Raw genomic sequence first — 18258 nt, forward strand, 5'->3', positions numbered from 1 at the left:
GTCCCGGACCTCCGCCACCGCCCTCCCCGCCCGGCCGCCCCGCACAACCGGCGGCTCTCATCCGGCAGGCGCCCGAGCCACACCCGGATCCCCGCCGAAAAACGAGGTTCCGAAGGAATATTTTTCGAAGAAAATAATAACTTTGCATCCGAATCGTTAAAATTTTTGCAACGACACCCTCAGCACCCGTTCTTCCGCTGCGATCGGGAGCTTCCGCAACACCCCGTGCCGGGAGGACCCCGAGCGGTCCCGGCCGCAGTGCGCTCGCGACGGCTTCGGCGCCTCCCGGACAGGGCGGCCGGAACAGGTTCTCCGGGGTCCTGCACGACGGATCCAGAACAAACAACGAACATACATAAAAGACAATGAGCGAAGTCATCAACATCAAGGAACTCAACGAGCGCATCGAACGCGAATCGGTATTCGTCGACACGCTGCGCACCGAAATGGGCAAGGTCATCGTGGGTCAGAGCCATCTGATCGACACGCTGCTGATCGGTCTGCTCTCCAACGGCCACATCCTCCTGGAGGGTGTCCCGGGACTGGCCAAGACGCTGGCCATCACGACGCTGGCCAAGGCCGTCGACGCCGATTTCTCGCGTATTCAGTTCACCCCGGACCTGCTGCCTGCCGACCTGATCGGTACGCTGATCTACTCGCAGAAGAGCGAGGATTTCGTGGTCCGCAAGGGCCCGATCTTCGCCAACTTCGTGCTGGCCGACGAGATCAACCGTTCGCCGGCCAAGGTGCAGTCGGCGCTGCTCGAGGCCATGCAGGAGCGTCAGGTGACCATTGGCGACAACACCTACCCTCTGCCGCAGCCCTTCCTGGTGCTGGCCACGCAGAACCCCCTCGAACAGGAGGGTACCTATCCGCTGCCCGAGGCACAGGTCGACCGTTTCATGCTCAAGGCCAGGATCTCCTATCCCAAGAAGCAGGAGGAGCGCGACATCGTGCGCATGAACCTCTCGGGAGCCGGCATGCCCCAGGTCAACAAGGTCATTACGCCGGAGGATATCGTCAAGGCCCGCCGGGTGGTCGAGGATGTCTACATGGACGAGAAGATCGAGAAGTACATCGTCGACATCATCTTCGCCACGCGTGAACCGGCCGAGTACAACCTGCAGAAGCTCCAGAACCTGATCGCCTACGGCGGTTCGCCGCGTGCGTCGATCTCGCTGGCCAAGGCCGCCCGTGCCTACGCCTTCATCCGGCGCCGCGGGTACGTCATTCCGGAGGATGTGCGCGCCGTTTGCCACGACGTGCTCCGCCACCGTATCGGACTGACCTACGAGGCCGAGGCCGAGAACATCACCACCGAGGAGATCATCACCGATATCCTGAACAACGTAATCGTGCCCTAATGATGCAGGAGAGCGAGAACGATATTCTCAGACGCGTCCGCAAGATCGAGATCAAGACCCGGGGTCTGTCGAACGAGATCTTTGCCGGAAAGTACCATACGGCTTTCCGCGGACGGGGCATGTCGTTTTCCGAGGTCCGCGAATACCGCGCCGGAGACGACGTGCGCGACATTGACTGGAATGTCACGGCCCGTTCGCGCAAACCCCACATCAAGGTCTACGAGGAGGAGCGCGAACTGACGATGATGCTCGTGGTCGACGTCTCGGGCTCGCGCATGTTCGGCTCGACCGACCGCCTGAAGAAGAACATCATCACCGAAATCGCCGCCGTGCTGGCCTTCTCCGCCTCGCAGAACAACGACAAGGTGGGGTGCATCTTCTTTTCGGACCGTGTCGAGAAGTTCATCCCCCCGAAGAAGGGGCGCAGCCACATCCTGATGATCATCCGCGAGCTGATCGGCTTCCAACCCCAGTCCACGGGGACGAAGCTCTCGGAGCCGATCCGCTTTCTGACGAACGTCAACAAGAAGCACTGCACGACCTTCATCCTCTCGGACTTCATGGATTCGTCGGACGATAGTGCGGCGCTGGACGATGCGCTGAAGATCGCCGGCAGCCGCCACGATCTGGTCGGCATCCGGGTCTACGACCCCCGCGAGACGGAGCTTCCCGACGTGGGGATCGTCGAACTGCGCGACGCCGAGAGCGGGCGCAAGGTCTGGGTCGACACCTCGTCGCGTGCCGTGCGCGACCACTATGCCGCCTCGTGGCGCGAGCTGAGCGAGCGGATCGACTCCACGCTCAAACACAACCGCATCGATACGGCTACGATCTCCACCGACGGCGATTACGTCGCCGAACTGATGAAACTTTTCAAACAGCGATGAAACGTCTCTCAACCATAGCCCTGTTTGTCGGGCTGACCCTTGCGGGCGGCTCGTTGCGGGCACAGAATATGCCCGTCGTCACGGCGCACATCGAGCCCGACAGCATCATGATCGGCGACCGCTTCGACTACGTCATCGACGTGGAGAAGGACCTGGTTCAGGTGGTCGACTTTCCGGTTTTCGACCCCCGCGACGGCAAGCTCGAACTGGTCGAGAGTCTCCCCGTGGATACGCTCGAACGCGACGGGCGGCACCTCCGGCTGCGCAAACGCTACCGTCTGGCGGCCTTCGACGAGGGCAAGTACAACCTCGGCGTGGCCCAGGTGCTCTATGCCGACAAGAATATCCTCGATACGCTCCGCAGCCGTGATTCGCTCTATCTGGAGGTGGCGACCTTCCAGATCGACTCCACCTCGCAGTCGATCTACGACCTCAAGGGGCAGAAGACGCTTCCGTTCCGGCTGAGCGAGATCCGGGGCTACCTGCTGTGGGGGCTTCTTGTCCTGCTGATTCTGGCGGCCGGGGCGTGGGGGCTTCACCGCTGGCTGGCCAAACACGGCAAGGGATTCGGCGATCTGTTCAAGCCGGCGCCGCCGCTGCCGCCGCACGTGGCCGCCATCCAGGCCCTCGAGGCGCTCCACAACCAGAAACTCTGGCAGAACAACCGCCACAAGCAGTACTATTCGGGTCTGACCGACATCCTGCGCACCTACATCGCCGGACGGTGGGGAATCGGTGCCATGGAGATGACCTCCGACGAGATCATCGCGGCGATGCGCGGTGAGGAGCTTCCGGACAAGGCCCGCCGGGATATGGAGTCGATCCTGCGCGACGGTGATCTGGTGAAGTTTGCCAAGGCGACGCCCGATGCCGAGCAGAACGAGTCCGACTATCTGAAGGCCTACTATTTCGTCGAGGAGACCAAGCTCGTCGAGGAGACGACGGTCCAGCCGCCGGAGGATCCGATGCAGAATTAAACGCAACAACGATGTACAGAATACTATCCATTACCTTCGTTCTACTCTTTGCGGCGGCCGGCGTGCAGGCGCAGCAGCTGCCCGAGCGTTCGCTCGTGCGCAAGGGTACGCGGCAGTACAACAAGGGGGAGTACGAAACGGCGATCCAGCGTTACGAGGCGGCGCTGAAGGCCGCACCGGGGCTGTTCGAGGCGACGTACGACCTGGGCAACGCCCTCTACAAGGCCGAGCGTTTCGACCGTGCCGAGCAGACCATGCAGCAGGCCGCGGCCGACACGCTGCGCAGCGACACGGAACGTGCCGAAGCCTTCTACAACCTCGGCAACGCCCAGTTCAAACAGAAAAAGTACCAAGAGGCGCTCGAGAGCTACAAGCAGTCGCTGCGTCTGAATCCTGCGGACATGGAGACCAAGTACAACTACGCCTACACCAAGCGGCTTCTGGACCAGAACCAGAACGGCGGCGGAGGCGGCAATGACCGGAACCAGAATCAGGATCAGCAGCAGAACAAGGATCAGAATCAGGGTCAGAACCAGAATCAGGGCCGGAACAAGGATCAGCAACAGCAGCAGAATCCGCAGCAGCAGAACCCGGGCAAGGATCAGCAGCAGAACCAGCCGCAGAATCCGAACGGGAATCCCGACCAGAATGGCGAGCAGAAACCCGGCGAGGGTCAGCCGACGCCTTCGGGCATCTCGCCGCAGGAGCAGGAGCAGATGCTCGACGCCATCCAGGCCCAGGAGGACAAGACGCAGGAGAAGCTCAAGGAGAAGGCCAAGGGCGTGGTGGTTCGCGGCCGGAAAAACTGGTAAAAACGTTTGTAGACTATGCATTTCGCTTCACCCCATTATCTATGGCTGCTTGTGCTGCTCGTGCCGATGGTCGGCTACTACGTGTGGCGGACGCTGCAGGGCGGTGCGGCCATTCAGATCTCGACCGTCCGGGGCGTCGCGGGGGCTCCGCGCACGGTGCGCTACTACCTGCGGCATCTGCCCTTCGTGCTGCGCGCCGCGGCCTTTTCGCTGCTCATCGTGGCGCTGGCCCGGCCCCAGGATGTCGAAGAGAACGTCTCGACCAACACCGAGGGCATCGACATCATGCTGGCCATCGACGTCTCGGCCTCGATGCTGGCCCGCGACTTCCAGCCCGACCGCATCACGGCGGCCAAGGAGGTGGCCGGATCGTTCATCGCCGACCGCTACGGCGACCGCATCGGACTGGTGGCGTTCGCCGCCGAGGCCTTCACGCAGAGCCCGCTGACCACCGACCAGAGTACGCTGCAGACGCTGCTGGCGCGGATCCGCAGCGGCCTGATCGACGACAGCGGTACGGCCATCGGCAACGGTCTGGCCACGGCCATCAACCGCCTGCGCGAGAGCGACGCCAAGTCGAAGGTTGTCATCCTGCTGACCGACGGTGTGAACAACCGCGGACAGATCACCCCGATGACCGCCGCCGAGATTGCCCGGGCACAGAACATCCGCGTCTATACGATCGGAGTGGGTTCGATGGGTACGGCCCCCTATCCGGCCGTGGACATGTTCGGCAACATCACCTTCGTGCAGCAGAAGGTCGAGATCGACGAGAAGACCCTTCAGGCCATGGCCGAGATGACCGGCGGCAAGTATTTCCGCGCTACGGACAACGAAAAGCTCAAGGCCATCTACGACGAGATCAACCAGCTGGAGAAGAGCAAGGTCGAGGTTTTCGAACACGTCGCCTATCACGAACAGTTCCTCGGCTGGGTGCTGGGTGCGCTGGCCCTGCTGCTCGTGGAGTTCCTGTTGTCGAATCTCGTTCTGAAACGTATTCCGTAAAAAGCATCCGTCATGTTTCGTTTTGCCAATCCGCAATATCTCTGGCTCCTGGTCGTGCTGCCCGTGATGGTGGCGCTCTTCTGGCTTGTGGCCCGCAGCCGCCGCAGGCGGATCGCACGCTTCGGTCATCCCGACGTGCTGCAGGAGCTGATGCCCGAGGTCTCGACCGGCCGTGTCACGCTGCGCTTTCTGTTGCTGCTGGGGGCGGTTCTGTGTCTGATTCTGGCCGCGGCGCGTCCCCAGTTCGGGTCGAAACTCCGCGAGGAGAAGACCCAGGGGATTGAAATGATGCTCGTGGTCGACGTCTCGAATTCGATGCTGGCCGAGGATTTCGAACCCAACCGGCTCGAACGGACGAAATACGCCATCGGCAAACTCTTCGACGGCCTTGAGCAGGACCGTGTCGGGCTGGTGGTCTTCGCCGGCGAACCGAAGGTCCAGCTGCCGATCACCTCGGACTACCGCATGGCCAAGGCCTTTGCCCGGCGGATCGATCCCTCGCTGGTCTCCGAACAGGGCACGGCTATCGGCAAGGCCCTGGAGCAGGCTTTGCTCTCGTTCTCGGGCGACACGGAGCAGAACCACGGACGGGTCATCATCCTGATCACCGACGGTGAGAACCACGAGGACGACGCCCTGGCCGTGGCCGAACGGGCTGCCCAGCAGGGGGTGAAGATCTTCACGATCGGCATCGGCACCCCCGAGGGCGCACCGATTCAGATCGACGGCGAGTTCATCAAGGACGAGAAGGGCGAAATGGTCGTCTCGAAGCTCAACGAGGAGATGCTGGCCAAGATCGCCGACATCACGGGCGGCGCCTATGTGCGCGCCACGAAGCAGTCGATCGGTCTGGACGAGATCGTCAAGGCGATCAACGACATGGAGCAGACCGAACTGTCGACCATCCGTTTCGAGGAGTTCAACGAGCAGTATCAGTACCTGCTCATCGCGGCGCTTGTCCTGCTGCTGGCCGAGTTTGTGATGCTCGACCGCCGCAATCCGCTGCTGGCCCATCTGAATATCTTCCGGGAGAAGAAGTAGTCCCGCACGAAAAGGGGGAGTGCCACACACATGCGCTGCGGCACTCCCTTTGTAGGTTGCCATAAGCCGTAAAATCCGAAATCATGACCCTTACGGATACCCCTGCGGCCCGCATCGAGGCGTTGGCCGCCGCCCAGAAAGCCTGGTTCCGCACGGGCGCCACGCGCCCGGAGAAGTTCCGCCGCACGATGCTGCGCCGGCTCGATGCCGCTCTGGTCAACTGGGAGGGTCGCCTGTGCGACGCCCTGTGGCAGGATCTGCACAAGTCGCACGAGGAGGCCATCCTCACCGAGCTGAGCATCATCCGCAGTGAAATCCGCCAGCATCTGCGCCACCTGCGCGAATGGATGCGTCCCGAGCGGCGACCGACCCCGATGAAGCTGCAGCCGGCGCGGAGCCGCATCGTGGCCGAACCGTTGGGGCAGGCGCTGATCGTTGCACCGTGGAACTACCCCGTGCAGCTGCTGCTCAATCCGCTGGTGGGGGCCATCTCGGCGGGCTGTACCGCCGTGCTGAAGCCTTCGCCCCACACGCCGCACGTGGCCCGCGTGCTGGAGGGGCTGATTGCGGAGATCTTCGACGAGGAGTATGTGGCCGTGGTGCAGGGCGGACGCGAGGTCAACACGCAGCTCTTCGCCCGGCGCTGGGACGTGATCTTCTTCACGGGGAGCCCGGCCCTCGGACGCGTCGTGATGCGGGCCGCGGCGGAGCACCTCACCCCGGTAGTCCTCGAACTGGGCGGCAAGAGCCCCTGTATCGTCGACCGCGGGGCCGACCTGCGGATTGCGGCGCGGCGCATCGCCTGGGGGAAGAGCCTCAATGCGGGTCAGACGTGCGTGGCTCCCGACTACGTGCTGATCCATCGTACGCTGCGCGACGACTTTGTCCGGGCCTTTGCCGACGCCGTCAGACAGTTGCACGGCGAGGATCCCCGCCGCAGCCCGCACTATGCGCGGCTGGTCGACGAACGGGCCTACGAACGGGTGACCGGTTACCTGACGCGGGGGCGGATCCTCTTCGGCGGAGAGACCGATGCCGCGGAACGCTACATCGCCCCGACGCTCTTGGGTGATGTCGATCCCGAATGGCCGGTCATGCAGGAGGAGATTTTCGGTCCGGTGCTGCCCGTATTGATCTTCGGGACGACGGACGAAGCTGTGGAGTTCGTCACGACGCGTGAGAAGCCCCTGGCACTCTATTATTTCGGTCCCGAGGAGACGGGACGGGAGATTCTGGCGCGCACGACCTCGGGCGGAGCCTGTCTGAACGATACGGTCATGCACTTCGCCAACGATCATCTGCCGTTCGGCGGTGTGGGCAACTCGGGCATGGGACGTTATCACGGTCGGGAGAGTTTCGAGGCCTTTTCGCACCGGCGTTCGATGCTGGAGGTTTCAGGGCGCATCGACCTGCCGTTCCGCTATCCGCCCTACCGGCTCTTCCGCTGGGTGCGAAAGATGCTCTGATGCGTCTCTGCGGGGCGATCTCTGCGGGGCGATCTCTGCGGGGCGTTTTCCGTTCCGCCGAAGCGGTATGCTACATTGCCGCTGATGTATCCCGTGCGGGTGAATCCCGCCCCGGAGGCGGCGGCCTTGTTCGGGCGGTTGCGGAGCCCGGTCAGACGATCGACCGGAACCCTCCGCCTGGCCGGACGGGCTCTCTTTTGCCGGAAAGCGGCTGCCGGTTAGGGTGTTTGCCGGGGCGGAGTTTTGTGCGGACGTTTTTTTTGGTTACTTTTGCGTCGGAAACGTTGACCTGAACCTTTATGACTCCGAAGAAAGTATCTCCCCTTGCATGGGTCCCGACGGCCTACTTTGCCATGGGATTGCCCTTCATCATGCTCAGCCTGGTGGCCCCGATCATGTTCAATGATTTCGGGATCAGCGATGCGCAGGTGGCCTTCTGGACCTCGCTGCTGATTCTTCCGTGGTCGTTGAAGCCCTTCTGGAGTCCGCTGCTGGAGATGTACCGCACGAAGAAGTTCTTCGTCGTGGCGACGCAGCTGCTATCGGGCGTATCGCTGGCGCTGGTGGCCATGGCGCTTCCGCTGCCGAACTTCTTCCCCTATGTGGTGGCGATCATGGCGGTGCTGGCCTTCAGCGGCTCGACCCACGACATTGCCCTCGACGGCCTCTACATCCACGAACTCACCCCCACGCAGCAGGCGCAGTATATCGGCTGGCAGGGGGCCTTCTACAACATTGCCAAGGTGACGGCCATGGGCGGTCTGGTCTATCTGGCGGGCGTTCTCGACGAACATTTCGGATCGCTCTACGCCTGGATGATCATCATGGGGGCGAGCGGAGCGCTGCTCTTCCTGCTGGGCATCTACCACCTGCGGATCCTCCCCTCGGGCGGAGCCGCCACGGTGCAGGCGGGGGGCAATCTGCGCTCGACGATGCGCGAGACGTGGGAGGTCTTCCGGCTCTTCTTCCGCAAACGCTACATCTGGATCTATATCGCGTGGATTGTCTTCTACCGCTTTGCCGAGGGGTTGGTCATCAAGATCGTGCCGCTGTTCCTCAAGGCGCCGATTGCCGACGAGGGGCTGGCGCTGACCAAGAGCCAGATCGGACTCTACTACGGCACGTTCGGAGTGGCGGCCTTCGTCATCGGGTCGATTCTCGGCGGATACTTCATCTCGTGGCGCGGACTGAAGCGGGCGCTCTTCCCGCTGTGCTGCATCTTCAACGTGCCGTTTGCGGTCTATGCGCTGCTGGCATGGCTGCAGCCCTCCAATCCGGTGATGGTCTGCGCGGCGATCGTCTTCGAATATTTCAGCTACGGCTTCGGTTATGTCGGCCTGACGCTCTTCATCATGCAGCAGGTGGCACCCGGCAAACACCAGATGGCCCACTATGCCTTCGGTACGGCGCTGGCCAACCTCGGCGTGATGCTTCCGGGCATGATCAGCGGTGTGATCAGCGATGCCGTCGGCTATCGGGCCTTCTTCCTGTGGTCGCTGCTGGCCACGATCCCGGCCTTCATCCTCACGTGGGTGGTTCCTTTCTCGCACGACCCCGAAAAGGAGGCGCAGGAGCAGGCGGCCGAAGAGCAGGCATAGTCTCCGAGATATGGAAAACGTATGGCAACGGCCCGGAATCTGTTTCCGGGCCGTCGTTTTTTTTGGGGGGGGGGACATTACCGCCCGCCGTCTCTGCAGGGAGGGAAGAAGGGGCCCCGCTGCCGGACTCTGTTGCCGACCTCTCCCGTGTCTATTTGCCGAGGGGCTCGAAGGTCACGGCACACCCTCCGTCGGGGGCCATGACGATGCGCAGCGAATCGGCCGAGGTCAGCTGCCGCTCCTCGATGCGGTAGGCGGTGCGGAGCTCCGAGGCGGGGTCGTCGGCGTAGATGCGGGCCGTGTAGGTCACCCCGGGTCGGAGGAACCGGAGGGGCTGGACGACGGTCCGCGCCTCGGCATTGGTGCCGGCGCCGAGGAAGTAGCGTTCGCCGGCGCGGCGGGCCACGACGATCCAGTCGCCGATCTCGCCCTGCAGTGCCTCGGACCAGTCGCAGTCGGCGTCGAAGTCGCGGAAGAAGCGGAAGGCCGGATGCCCCTCGTAGTTTTCGATCAGATCGGCGGCCATCTGCAGCGGCGAGTAGATGATCACCCAGTTGGCGATCTGGCGGGCGAGCGTCGTCTTGATCGAGCAGCGGGAGTTGTCGCCGTTCCACTGGATGCGTCCCGGATCGGCCTTGGCGCGGTCGTAGTAGATGTCGAAGATGCCGGGCGTGTAGTCCATCGGGCCGCTCAGCAGCCGCACGAAGGGCAGCGTGCAGAGATACTCCGAAGAGTTGCCCTCGGACCAGGCGTTCCACTCCATGCCGCGGGCCCCTTCGCGGGTCATCATGTTGGGCCACGTGCGGCGGATGCCGGTCTCCTTGATCGGCTCGTGGACGTCGAGCATGATGCCGTACCTGGCGGCCAGCTCCACGACGCGCTGGTAGTGCTGCACGCCGTACTGCGAATGGTGGAAGTATCCGTCCCTGAATCCGCCGGCATAACCCGTCTTGAGGGTGTGGATGCCCAGTTCGGCATAACGCTTCATGGCCCGTTCCATCTGAGCCTCGTAGTCGGGGATGTTGCCTCCGGTCTCGTTGTGCATCCAGAGTTCGACGCCCTTGTCACGTGCGTAGCGGGCGATGCGCTCCAGATCGAAATCGGCGTAGGGTTCCACGTAGTCGAACTGCTGGTTTCCGCCCCAGTTCTCCCAGCCGCGGTTCCAACCCTCGAACAGCACGCCCTGGATGTTGTTCGCGGCGGCGAAGTCGATGTGGCGCAGGGCATTCTTGGTCGTGGCGCCGTGGCGCGGGCCCTGGGTCCAGACCTGCGTGCCGAGGTGCATGCCCCACCAGACGCCGACGTACTTCTGGGGCCGGATCCACGAGGTGTCGTCGATCTTTGAGGGCTCGTTCAGATTCAGGATCAGCGCCGAATTGATCAGATCGACGGCCCGGCGGCCGATCTGCAACGTCCGCCACGGGGTGACGAAACACCCCTTGACGCGGGCCTTCACGCCGTCGGGCAGCGGGGCCAGTTCGGCCTTGAACGAGAGAGGATCCTCGCGCAGCAGATGCATCTCGGGAAAGTCGTAGAGCGCCGCCTCGTGGATCGAACCGTAGAGTTCGCCGAGGTGGAACGTGAAGGGGGTGTTGGCCCGTTCGACGGCCGACAGAGGCTGCTCGCGATAGGGGAGTTCGTAGGTTTCATAGCTGCCGTCGATGCTCCACGAGAGGCCGTCCTGTGCAAAACGGAGTGTCGTGTGTTCGTCGGTGATTCGGAGCGAGTCGGTCGGCGTGCGGTATTCGTAGCGGAATCCCAGTCCGTCGTCGAACAGACGCACGCGCACGGTGAGTGCGACCCCTTCGGGATTCTGCATCGTCACGGCCGTTTCGTTGTGATGGTCGCGGATCCGGCGGTTTTCGCCCCAGGGCTGTGTCCAGGTCACGTCGAGCGACTGCCGCTCGACGTGTTCGACCGTAAATCCCGAGGCAAGGTTGAGTCCGTCGGCCTCGAGTCCCAGCCGCGGGGCTTCGAGAAGCGGGCTCCCGTCGACGTCGATCCTTAGGGCGGGGACTCCCCGTTCGTCGAGCGAGAGTTGAGCCCGGATGCGGCCGTCGGGCGAAGTGACGGAGGTGTCGTGCGAGCAGGACGAGAGGGCGACGGCAGCGCCGAGCATCGCCTGCAGAAGCGTCTTTTTCTTCATGTCGTGGCTGGTTAAGGGTCCGTTGGGCTTTGGCGCGTTCGGAAGACCGGATCCGCCGTTTTCGGAGTCGTCTGTCCGGACGCTTTACAAAGGTAGTAAAATGGGCGGATCGGACAAAACGCTTCCGGGCTTTGGATTCGGTTTTATTTCGTAACGGGACAGGGCGATTTTGCGCTTTCGGGTTCTGGATGAAACGAAGGAATGACTTTTTGTCCACAAACTGCCTCAGAAGCCCTTTTGGATAGCTTTTTTGCCCGGGTCCCGGAGCGACTGATTTTGCTATTTCCAAATTAAACATATAACTTTAAAGCGACAACACCAGATTTTGCCTATTGCCAAATCCTAAAAAACAGTTTGTCGGGACTTTCGCACCCTCTGACGGCCGACAAACATGCCGACTGGTCGGGTTTCGAATCCATCCGGTCGCTGTGGCTTAAGGAACTTTAAATTCAATAATTTCATAATCAATTATTTACAAGCTACAAGAGATGAACAGGAAGTTGATTCTGGCTGTGGCGGCGGTACTGCTGGCCTGCAGCCCGTTGCAAGCCGAGCAGATCTGGCCCTTCTCGCGCAAGAAAAAGAAGATGGAGCAGACCGAGAAGGCCGACTCCGTGAAAAAGGAGGACAAGTTCGACAAGGCGGTCAAGGGGGCCCAGAAGGGTTCGGGCCTGTTTGACTACTACGTGACCAGGAAGGGCGAACTGCTGCTGGCCATTACGCCGCGCAACCTGAAGGGCAGCTATCTGCTGGCCAACCGGGTTTCGGAGATCAGTCAGAATGCCAATTTTGTCGCCGGGCAGATGCTGGGTGAACCCTTCATGATCCGCTTTTCGGCCGATACGTCGAACGTCTACCTGCACAAGGTGAACCACTGGGCACGGGTGGCACCGAACGACCCGATCGAGCGTTCGTTCCGCCGCAACGTGCAGGATCCCATCACACGGACCTTCAAGATCAAGGCGAGCCGCAACGATACGCTGCTCATTGACGTGACGTCGTTCTTCGTTTCGAACGACAAGCTGCTGACGCCGATCCGTCAGAGCCCGATGGTCCCGGGCGAGATGCGAGCGACGTACGACGCCTCGGGATCGAAGCTCAAGGAGGTGAAGGTCTTCGAGAAGAACCTCGAGATTACGAGCATCCTGAACTATTCGACCGAATCGAACGGCTATACGGTGACCGTTCGGCGCTCGATTCTCGAGCTGCCCGAGGAGCCGATGAAGATCCGCTACCAGGACAACCGGGTGGGTTACTTCAGCTCGAAGTTCTACACCTACACCTCGTCGGAGGACAAGCTTCTCACGCATGCGATGATCCACCGCTGGCGCGTGGAGCCCAAGGAGGGCGAGTGGGAGAAGTACTACCGCGGCGAACCGGTCGAACCGGCCCAAAAGATTGTCTTCTACGTCGACAGCGCCTTCCCCGACAAGTGGCGCGATGCGGTCAAGCAGGGCATCGAGGACTGGAACCAGGCCTTCGAGGCGGCCGGCTTCAAGAACGTGGTCGAGGCGCGTGACTATCCCGACGATCCGTCGTTCGATCCGGACGATATCCGCTACAACTGCATCCGCTATGCCGTGACGGACGTGGCCAATGCCATGGGCCCGAGCTACACGGACCCGCGGACGGGCGAAATTCTGGTGGCCGACGTGATCTGGTATCACAACGTCATCTCGCTGGTTCACAACTGGCGTTTCGCCCAGACGAGCGCCGCCGATCCACGAGTGCGCAAGAAGGTCTTCGACGATGACGTGATGCGCGAGTCGCTGCGTTACGTGGCTGCCCACGAGGTGGGCCATACGCTGGGACTGATGCACAACATGGGAGCCAGCTATGCCTTCCCGGTGGATTCGCTGCGCAGCCCGTCGTTCACGCAGAAGTACGGTACGACCCCCTCGATCATGGACTACGCCCGCAACAACTACATTGCCCAGCGGGGTGATTTCGAACGGGGCGTACGGATGGTTCCGCCCGTGATCGGCGTCTACGACATCCACGCCATCAACTGGGGCTACCGCATCTTCGAGCAGACGCGCGATGCGGAGGAGGAGCTTCCGCTGCTCAACGCGCTGATCGCCGCACACAACGACGATCCGATGTACGAGTTCGGTGCACAGCAGATCTTCTTGACGCGCGACCCGACCGACCAGTCGGAGGATCTGGGCAACGACCACATCAAGGCCGGCAACTACGGCGTTGAGAACTGCAAGTATATCATTGCGAATCTCTGCCGGTGGTTTGCCGAGGAGAATCGTGACTACAAGGAGATCCAGTCGATGTATTCGGCCGTGATCGGACAATATACGCGTTATCTGATGCATGTGATGCCCTACCTGGGCGGCGTGGTGTACAAGGATCTGGTACAGGACGGCCGTCCGCTGCGTGCGATGAGCTACCTGCCGCGCGAGCGTCAGAAGGCGGCCATGGATTGGCTGGTGGAGCAGGTGCTCACGGCGCGGTCGTGGCTGCTGCCGCAGGAGATGATGGACAAGCTGGGCCAGTCGTCGACGATTCTTGACAATGCGGCAGCCAGCGTGGCCAACAAGATCTTCAGTCCGGCGACGCTGGGCGGCATCTATCAGGGCGAGCGTTCGGGTCAGGAGAATATCTACCGTGTGGACACTTACCTGAGCGATGCCTATAAGACGGTCTTCGCTTCGGCTCTCCGGGGAGGTTCGCTGACCATCGAGGAGATGAACCTGCAGGGAGCGGCCGTTGCGTCGCTGCTCAAGAACAGCGGTCTGACGGGCCCCTCGGGTACGGAGCTGCAGCTGAGCGCCTATGTCGACGGAACGGCTGCGGAAGACGAGTCGATGGCCGCCCTGGCCCGGATGGCCGACGAGGCGCTGCCTCCGTTCATCTGCAACCACCCGGAGTGCAACCACGATCATGCGGCTTCGGCGGGCGAGATCTCCTATTACCGCCACGACATGAAGGGTCCGGCCCTTTCGATGCAGGTCGGGCAGCCGCTCTATACGGCCACGTTGCGCCGCGTGCTGAACCTCTACCGCCAGCGTCGCGGATCGGGCGACAGCCGTACGCGCGATTTCTACGCCTACCAGATTCTGAAGATCGAGTCGGCCTTCGAGAATGTGAAATAAGCGATAATGATTCCCTAAAAAAGTCAGGTTATGAAAAAGGTGAAATTTCTGACCCCGGTGCTGGCCCTTGCGGCACTGGCATTCGTCGGCTGCAGCAGCGACGATAACAAGGATGTGGCGCCGGCGGCAACCCGTCTTGAACTCAAGGATCCGGCCCAGGTGGCCCTCACCTTCCCGGCTACGCGCCAGAAGCAGACGATCGAGATCTTGACCGATGCCGCGGTTTCGGAGATCCGGGTTTCGCAGGTCAAGGCTTCGGCCGACGAGGCCGATGCCGGCTGGTGCATCGTGAAGGTGGAGAGTGCTTCGGAGATCTCGGTCGAGGCCAGCGACAACAACGGTACGGCATTCCGCACGGCCACGTATGCCATCCAGGCGGGGTCGCTCACGCCGATTGAGTTTACCGTGAAGCAGGACTTCATTGAGCCGGAGAATACCGAAATGTCGATTTCGTTGGCTGCGGATTCGTATGGTTCCTATACGTTCATGGCACCGGCTGCGGGCGGTGACGTGTCGATAACGACGGTGACCACCACGGCCCATCAGTGGACGGCCATATTCTGCGACTGGAGAGGTGATCCGATTGAAAATGAGGAAGCCCTCCCGGCCTATTGCACGATCAAGACCCCTTCGGGCGCAAGCGGCGAGGCGTTGATTCTCACTTTTCAGCCCAATGCGGCATTTTCGATGCAGAGTGGTGCGATGGTCAAGATTTCGTCGGGAAATGCGGAGCCCTTCGTGATCCATGTCAATCAGGATATGCCTCTGGCGACATCGGCGATCGTTATGGATGCGGATTGTACCGAGGTGTATCAGTCTCCCCATGCAGTCTCGTTCCAGAAGGATGCATCCACAGCCTCCAAGCTGGTGTTTGGTGTGGAAGCCAATGGTAGCTGTGAGGTGAAGTTTGTCGAGGTCGGCACGACGACCGAAGTTTCGGAGCCGTGGCTTGACTCCCAGTATCGTGGTGTAGATAGGATTTGGACTGTTTATCCCTCCTCGGCGAATGAGACCGGTTCGGACCGTTCGCTGGATGTCCTGCTGACGGGTCAGAACGGAGTCGAGCTCTTCCGTCTGAAGGTGACGCAGGCCGGAGCCTGATGTCTGGACGCAATGCATGAAAAAACGGGACGAACCTCTGGGGATCGTCCCGTTTTTGTTGTCAGCCCTCCGTGGCGACCTCTGCAGCCCGGGAGGTGAGCTCTTCCCGGACAGCGGCTTCAGAGCAGCAGCAGGAAGAGGATCGGAATGGCAATGCCGGCCGCCAGACGAACGTCTCTCCATGCACGGCTAACCTGCATGGAGGAGCTCAAATTCCCCATGCTGCTCTATGCCTACACCGGCCGGCAGTGTTACCTCGACCTGGATGGCCTGCCGTCCCGTTGAATTTTACATTGTTTCATAACTATTTGTATTATAGTATTTTAATATTCATACGAATAAATATTGATCTTTCTTGTTTTAGGCATTTTTCATAAATGCGGACACGGTGCGGACACGGATTTGTTGCTGTATTCAAATATCAATCATATACTTGCAAAGCATCAAATGGTGAGTCTATGGCAAAAGTCACGTATGTATTGGCTCAGGGAGCGAACAGTGCCGGGGAGTCTCAGGTCAATTTTCGGGTTTACATTTCGCGGGAACTGCGTTTGCGTGTACCGTCGGGCATCTGGATCGACCGCAAACGCTGGGGCAAGAAGAACGACATCAACGTTCCGAATATCCCGGGCGAGGAGCGGAACGCTCTGCTGTCCAAGCGGGCGAAACTGAAAGAGCTGGTCGACGTGATCGAGCACACGATTGAGACAACCGATGATAAATCGACCGTTACGCGGGAGTGGCTTGAAAAGTTGATCCGTCGGACGATCCGTTCAAGCAGTATAAGATCGCGGAGATCGTTTACGGCACGCCGGTCTATATTACGACCGAGGAGCGGAAACAGTTGGCCGAGGCGGATATGGGAGATGACAAGCAACTGGCGACGCAGCGCGATATCTTTGTCTTTCAGTGCATGATCGGCTGCCGGGTGAGCGAGCTTTACAAGATGACCTATGCCAATATCATCGGGGACTACATTGAATATGTTCCCCGCAAAACCCGTGACGACCGGGTGGTGACGGTCTCGGTGCCGTTGATCGATGCGGCGTTCGTTTGATTGTGGCGAGTGTCCTTATCTTTTTCCTCATCGTGTTATTCTGCGTCATGGTTTCGCGGGGCTTCCCGTTTTGGATGGCCTTTGTGTTGCTTGTTCCCGTGGGGCTTTGCGTGGCAGGACTCTACTATTTCAGTCTGGGTACTTCGGCGGACCTCTCGGAGCGTTTCTTCCGTCGTTTCCGTCGTGAGCAGCCCAACCCGGAGGAGATCTCTACCGTGAAAGAGAATCCGGAACCCGCAGTCGATGCGACGGATGAGAAGAGCTTGGATTCGACCGTCGCGATCTCCGAAGTGATTCCCGGCGATCCGGCCCTGGAGACACAAATTCTCGAAAATGCACTTTCGACGGTCTATACCTATACGGATCAAATTCTGGGCGAGGCCCTTGATGAATCGAATCGGTTGATTTTACGGCGTCGGCTGCTTTATCTGGCCTGCATGGCAGCGATTCCAGAGTCGGTTCCTCAGGTTCGGCTCCGGGGCGATCGGATCGGTTACGGCATTGAGTATATCCAACAATAGGAGCGGAATCTTTCTCTGTCGATATTCCCTGCACCGATGAGGTGCAGGGATTTTTTGTTTGGATTGTGTGTGATTGCAATAGCCTGTAAAATAGCTATTTATGAAATTGTTTTCCGGTGCAACGGCGGTGATTTGATTGCAAAAACAGGTGCAGGGGAGGCACCTGCTATATTCGCTGCCGAACCTGCTGTTGGGTTCGATAAAAGATCGAGTTATGGACCTGAAACAATTGTATGAAATGGGCGGTGACGTGCATGTCACCGTCCGTCTGGAGGATCTCCGGCAATGGCATCGGGAGTTGACAGCGGCCGTCCCGTCGCCCTCGGTCTCACCAGCCTTGCCGCAAACGGGCGAACTGTACACGCGCAAGCAGATCGTTGCCTTGTTGGGTGTCGACTCCTCTACGCTTTGGCGCTGGGCAAAGAGCGGCTATCTTGTCCCCGTGGAGTATGGCGGGCAGCGTCGTTATCGTGTGGCGGATGTGCAACAAATAGGTCCCCATGACCGCTAAACGAGAGGAGACCGGCACGGCCTATCTGCGCGTGGAGACGACCATCTACAAGCGGGTTCAGCAGCCGTTGAGCAGCGGCCGGAGCATCGAGACCCTACTGGCGTGGAATGTCGAGACCCTGCGCCAGGATTTCGGAAAGGATTACCTGGCCCGCATTCCGAAGTACGACGGATTCTGCACGGTTCCCGACCACACGAACTACCTGCGGGAGATCCACGGCTTCCTGAACCGCTACGAGCCGATTCCCTTCCAGCCGGCCGAAGGGGATTTCCCGCACATCCGCGGCTTTCTGTCGCACATCTTCGGCGAGCAGGTCGAGATAGGGTATGACTATCTGCAGCTGCTCTACCTGCGGCCCCTGCAGCGGCTGCCCGTTCTGCTGCTGGTCTCCAGCGAGCGCAGTCCCGTGCTGATCGAGGCGGCGGAGACCCGCTACTGGGTACGGCGTATCCCGCCACTGACGCACGACGACCAGCAGCTGCTTGCCCGGATGCAGACTGAAATCCCGGGGCTGCTGTTCTTTCTGCAACAACGCACGCTCTCGACCCGCGAGGAGAGCAAGACGGCACGAATCTATACCGTCACACGGAAACTGCTTGATGAACTGCTGAACGACGTCTCCGGCCTGTAAGATTGTTGGAAGCGAAGGATATTCGGCTTATTCTCTG

The 18258-nt window shown here is 60.7% G+C and carries 15 protein-coding genes; 14 read left to right on the plus strand and 1 reads right to left on the minus strand.

Features of this window, described 5'->3' with window-relative positions; genetic code table 11:
- The first annotated feature begins 365 nt into the window (after positions 1–365).
- The 8 genes from B5G09_RS08655 to B5G09_RS08690 all read left to right on the plus strand — a co-directional run bounded on the left by B5G09_RS08655 (position 366) and on the right by B5G09_RS08690 (position 9150).
- A complete protein-coding gene (locus B5G09_RS08655) occupies positions 366–1364 on the plus strand; it encodes a MoxR family ATPase (RefSeq protein ID WP_087309605.1) in 999 nt (332 codons plus the stop codon).
- 2 nt (positions 1365–1366) lie between these two features.
- Positions 1367–2251: a DUF58 domain-containing protein gene (locus B5G09_RS08660; protein WP_087404965.1), complete on the plus strand. Its 885-nt coding sequence runs from the start codon at positions 1367–1369 to the stop codon at positions 2249–2251.
- Entirely contained in the window at positions 2248–3228 is a 981-nt protein-coding gene (locus tag B5G09_RS08665) for a hypothetical protein (RefSeq protein WP_087404881.1), read from the plus strand. Before B5G09_RS08660 ends, B5G09_RS08665 begins: the two co-directional genes overlap by 4 nt.
- 11 nt (positions 3229–3239) lie before the next feature.
- Entirely contained in the window at positions 3240–4040 is an 801-nt protein-coding gene (locus B5G09_RS08670) for a tetratricopeptide repeat protein (protein WP_087404882.1), read from the plus strand.
- 15 nt (positions 4041–4055) lie between these two features.
- Positions 4056–5045, plus strand: coding sequence for a VWA domain-containing protein (locus tag B5G09_RS08675; protein ID WP_087309608.1), 990 nt, complete (start codon positions 4056–4058; stop codon positions 5043–5045).
- 12 nt (positions 5046–5057) lie between these two features.
- Entirely contained in the window at positions 5058–6086 is a 1029-nt protein-coding gene (locus B5G09_RS08680) for a VWA domain-containing protein (RefSeq protein WP_087404883.1), read from the plus strand.
- Between the two features lie 83 nt (positions 6087–6169).
- Entirely contained in the window at positions 6170–7552 is a 1383-nt protein-coding gene (locus B5G09_RS08685) for an aldehyde dehydrogenase (RefSeq protein WP_087404884.1), read from the plus strand.
- 299 nt (positions 7553–7851) lie between these two features.
- A complete protein-coding gene (locus B5G09_RS08690) occupies positions 7852–9150 on the plus strand; it encodes an MFS transporter (RefSeq protein WP_087309611.1) in 1299 nt (432 codons plus the stop codon).
- Between the two features lie 151 nt (positions 9151–9301).
- Here B5G09_RS08690 and B5G09_RS08695 read toward each other — a convergent pair whose 3' ends face one another.
- Positions 9302–11296, minus strand: a complete 1995-nt coding sequence (locus B5G09_RS08695) for a glycoside hydrolase family 97 protein (RefSeq protein WP_087404885.1) — start codon at positions 11294–11296, stop codon at positions 9302–9304.
- Between the two features lie 488 nt (positions 11297–11784).
- Between B5G09_RS08695 and B5G09_RS08700 the strand changes: the two genes are divergently transcribed.
- The 6 genes from B5G09_RS08700 (at position 11785) to B5G09_RS08725 (ending at position 18221) form a co-directional block, all read left to right on the plus strand.
- Positions 11785–14400, plus strand: a complete 2616-nt coding sequence (locus tag B5G09_RS08700; protein WP_087404886.1) for a zinc-dependent metalloprotease — start codon at positions 11785–11787, stop codon at positions 14398–14400.
- 30 nt (positions 14401–14430) lie between these two features.
- Positions 14431–15501 (plus strand): BACON domain-containing carbohydrate-binding protein, encoded by a 1071-nt coding sequence (locus B5G09_RS08705; protein WP_087404887.1) that lies wholly within the window; start codon positions 14431–14433, stop codon positions 15499–15501.
- Positions 15502–16345: 844 nt separating this feature from the next.
- A complete protein-coding gene (locus tag B5G09_RS14355) occupies positions 16346–16558 on the plus strand; it encodes a hypothetical protein (RefSeq protein ID WP_241147619.1) in 213 nt (70 codons plus the stop codon).
- Positions 16555–17079, plus strand: coding sequence for a hypothetical protein (locus tag B5G09_RS08715; protein WP_206384435.1), 525 nt, complete (start codon positions 16555–16557; stop codon positions 17077–17079). Before B5G09_RS14355 ends, B5G09_RS08715 begins: the two co-directional genes overlap by 4 nt.
- Before the next feature lie 214 nt (positions 17080–17293).
- On the plus strand, positions 17294–17590 hold the full coding sequence (locus B5G09_RS08720) for a helix-turn-helix domain-containing protein (RefSeq protein WP_087404966.1): 297 nt from the start codon (positions 17294–17296) through the stop codon (positions 17588–17590).
- A complete protein-coding gene (locus tag B5G09_RS08725; protein ID WP_087404888.1) occupies positions 17580–18221 on the plus strand; it encodes a hypothetical protein in 642 nt (213 codons plus the stop codon). Before B5G09_RS08720 ends, B5G09_RS08725 begins: the two co-directional genes overlap by 11 nt.
- The last annotated feature ends 37 nt before the right edge of the window (positions 18222–18258 follow it).

It is taken from the genome of Alistipes sp. An54 (assembly GCF_002159375.1).
GTDB lineage: Bacteria > Bacteroidota > Bacteroidia > Bacteroidales > Rikenellaceae > Alistipes > Alistipes megaguti.